At 26.1% G+C, this 3335-nt stretch carries 2 protein-coding genes and 1 pseudogene; 2 read left to right on the top strand and 1 reads right to left on the bottom strand.

Annotated elements, in window-relative coordinates; translation table 11 throughout:
- A pseudogene (locus HLH16_RS14605) lies at window positions 1–114 on the top strand (IS982 family transposase); the annotation flags it as partial.
- Here the strand turns inward: HLH16_RS14605 and HLH16_RS14600 are convergent.
- Window positions 92–2197 (bottom strand): VPA1269 family protein, encoded by a 2106-nt coding sequence (locus tag HLH16_RS14600; protein WP_171529862.1) that lies wholly within the window; start codon window positions 2195–2197, stop codon window positions 92–94. The pseudogene HLH16_RS14605 and the gene HLH16_RS14600 overlap by 23 nt on opposite strands.
- A 134-nt stretch (window positions 2198–2331) precedes the next feature.
- Here HLH16_RS14600 and HLH16_RS14595 point away from each other — a divergent pair, with 134 nt between their 5' ends.
- Entirely contained in the window at window positions 2332–3150 is an 819-nt protein-coding gene (locus HLH16_RS14595; protein WP_171529861.1) for an Arc family DNA-binding protein, read from the top strand.
- Window positions 3151–3335: the final 185 nt, after the last annotated feature.

The raw sequence follows: 3335 nt of genomic DNA, 5'->3' as shown, positions 1-3335 counted from the left end.
CATCGGGCTATTTCCGGTTTCCTAGCAGGCATATTTTCTTCTCTATGTGCTTATCAACTCTGTCAGAAGAATAAGCCAAAAATTCATGTCGTTAGAAATTTAGCTTATCCGTAACTAGGGTTATTATAGTAATATTAAAATTAGCTGTTCCTTCACTTACACCATTTTTAATTAAAAAATATTTATACTTTTTTCTTGTAACGTAATTTTGGCAAGATTCAGGATTTAAAAGTGCATCAACATCATATCTAAATGGTGTTTCGAAACTTAAATATTTTATAAACTTCCTTATAATAGGTATAAATTTTACTTGCGAAGAATAACCTTGTAATTTTATCCATTCTTCCACATATTTAGACCAAACTTCCCACCCATTTCCTAGATTTTTAATGTATATATGAACTGGTTCAATATCAATCGCAGAAAGATAAAAGAATGGATTGCAAACATCTCCATTCAATTTATTAGCTATTATCCAATCAAGAAATCTAACAATAAAATTAACATATCTTTTTATAACTTTATTATTAGCATTACTTTCAATTTTTAAGTGAATCATAAGGTTATTAATATCAATATTATGATTTTTAAATAATTCAATTACATTTCTATATTCAACTTTTTTCAATAAAAAAGATTTAAAAAATAGATTTAAAGCTGTTTTTCTGTATTGAGAACTATCTTTATATAAATTTATCCATTCATTAGCAAGATCTTTCCATTCATTCCATTCAGCTCCATTTTCCAAAACCAACCATTTAAATTTATCTACTGAAAATACTATTTCAATATATGAATAACTTTTATATTTAACTATAAACTTTATAAAGTCTATAATTTCATTTATCATTTTTAAAGATACTGTAGTATCTAGATCATTATTAAAAATACTTTTATATATATCTTCTATTAATATCTCTTTTTTTTCAATTTTTCTTATATATAAATTTACATCAGAACATAAATTATCATTAACAATCAGGTATTTTGTAAAGAAAGTTTTTATAACTCTTTTTTTAGTTTTTATTTTATTTTCATCTAAAAAAATCCAATCTTCTGCCAAGTTAATCCACTCTTTAAAAGAATCTCCTGTCTTACCTTCAAAATCTGATAGAAATGACTTATTTCTTTTTTTATAGGGATTAATAACCTTACCTTTTAATAATGGTAATTTGTTATTAAGAATCAACCAATCACAAAATTTTATTATAATTTTACATTGACTATTTATAAATTTATGATTTAGGTTTTCTTCACCAATCATTAAATTAAATAAGTAATTATAACCTTTAAATTTATTAAAGATTTCAAAAAAATTATTAGAACTTAAATCTTTTTGTGAAATATTTTTAAAAAATCTTTTAAAACAACTTTTATCCTTAATTATATCTATACTTTGTTCACAAAGCCACTCATTAACTAAATCTTGTATACCAATCCAATCATGACCAATCGCATTTGTAATAAATTTTTCTTCTTGCAAATTCCTTTTTATTAAATCCTCTTGACTTTCTACCAACTGTGGATAGTATTCAACCAACAACCAATTTAAAAAATGTTCTGCTGAATTAGTGTAACCCCAAATTGTTTTTAAACTTAATTTTGTTTTATTTCTCAATATGGCAATAAGTTCCTTCTTAATTACTTGAGTTGAGCCTTTTTTTTCATTAAGAAAGAAATACACATCTGAAAATTCTTCATTTTTAAATATTATATAATTAAATAAGTATTTAATATCTTTCCATCTTTTTATCTCGTTTATATTATTATATTCATTAAGATAATCAGCCCAATTTTTCCAGTTTATTCCTTTTATATTTTCAAACCAATCTAGTATTTCATCCTGAGCGAAAGGGCTATCAACACCCACTTCTTCACTTACCCAATCTAAAAAAATTATAATATTATTTTTATATAATGTTTTGTTTTTTTGAGTGAGATGAGCTAAATATTTATTTAACTCTCCTTCAAATATTTCTATATTATTTTTTATATACATTAAAAAAATATTTATTTCAGATAAATTCTTTATCTTAAGATCCAGTATGGTTTTTCTAAAAATTTTTAAAGCTGCACGTTTATCTTTTATTCCCTTATCTTTAGTCTTCAGCCAATCATCTGCATACCTCTCCCAAATGGCTACCCCTTGATTCACCTCCTTTATCACTTTATCACTTTTATCAACTACTTTTAACATTGCTATTTTCCTAGCTAGCTTGTAGAACTTGTAACATAATGAATTACATCTATCTTGATCATACCTCAATGGTATACAGTATAACAAACCAAAATGGTTCTATTGTGCAACCAAAACGACATCAAAGTTAATTTATGACTATATTTAATGATTCTCAACTAAAGTTAAGATTACCTTCAGAATTAAAGCAAAAAATGGAGGAGTCGGCCAAGTATGAGAAGCGTTCTATGAATGCTGAAATTGTTTCACGTCTAGAGAATTCACTCTTGTTTCACAATGATTTATCATCAAATTCAAAGAAAAATATATTTAATCCTTATCTCTTAATTGATCGAAAATATGAAATATCTGAACGACTTATAAAATCTCTTGAATGGATAAATAGCTACAATAAGAACTTAGTAAAATATTCACATATTGCAGAAAATTGTGGCTATGAACATGCTGATATTTTATTAAAATGGTTGAAAGCTGAAATTGAGCCTAATTTCAAAGAGTTAAGACTAATAGCGGAATACTTAGGAGTAGATCAAGACTGGCTAGTACACGGTGATAACAGTATGATCCCAATTCACCTATATACTCCTAAAAAAGATCTAAATTTCTTAGAATTTTTTATTAAAGATTTAGAAAATAAGGAAATTAATGCCTTATACTTTATTAGAAATAGCTCTCCACACGATCGTCTCCTGATTCTGAAGCACTTTACAGATTGGAAAATTGAAATTTTTACGATTGTTTTAAATAAATCATCCCAAAATGATTCTAAACTTCTTAAATCTATTCAAAATTATGAAGAGTCTTTAAATAACTTTTATCAAACTTCAACTTATAAAGATGAACTTTACAGTTATTTAGTTTCTACTGATACGTTCGACCAAATTTTACAACTCCACAAACATCCTTTAGGTATTTTGAAAACTCTTAAACCTCATGTATGGTGGGAAAGTTAAATAGCCCCCGATGCGTATTCTTATGTAAACCTACCTTCTATTCCTATTCAAACCCTATCACTTATTAGAGGTGGTCCCACATGTTTGAACAACTAAAAGCTTATTTATAAGTGATACTCTGCTCTAGTTAAGCTACCTTATTTTGTTGTGGTAGCTGGTCATAGTAAAACTCATCTGGAGTCATT

The organism is Acinetobacter sp. ANC 5378, assembly GCF_013004315.1.
GTDB lineage: Bacteria > Pseudomonadota > Gammaproteobacteria > Pseudomonadales > Moraxellaceae > Acinetobacter.
Note: the sequence above shows the minus strand (reverse complement) of the source record. Positions and strands in the feature narration are given on the sequence as shown.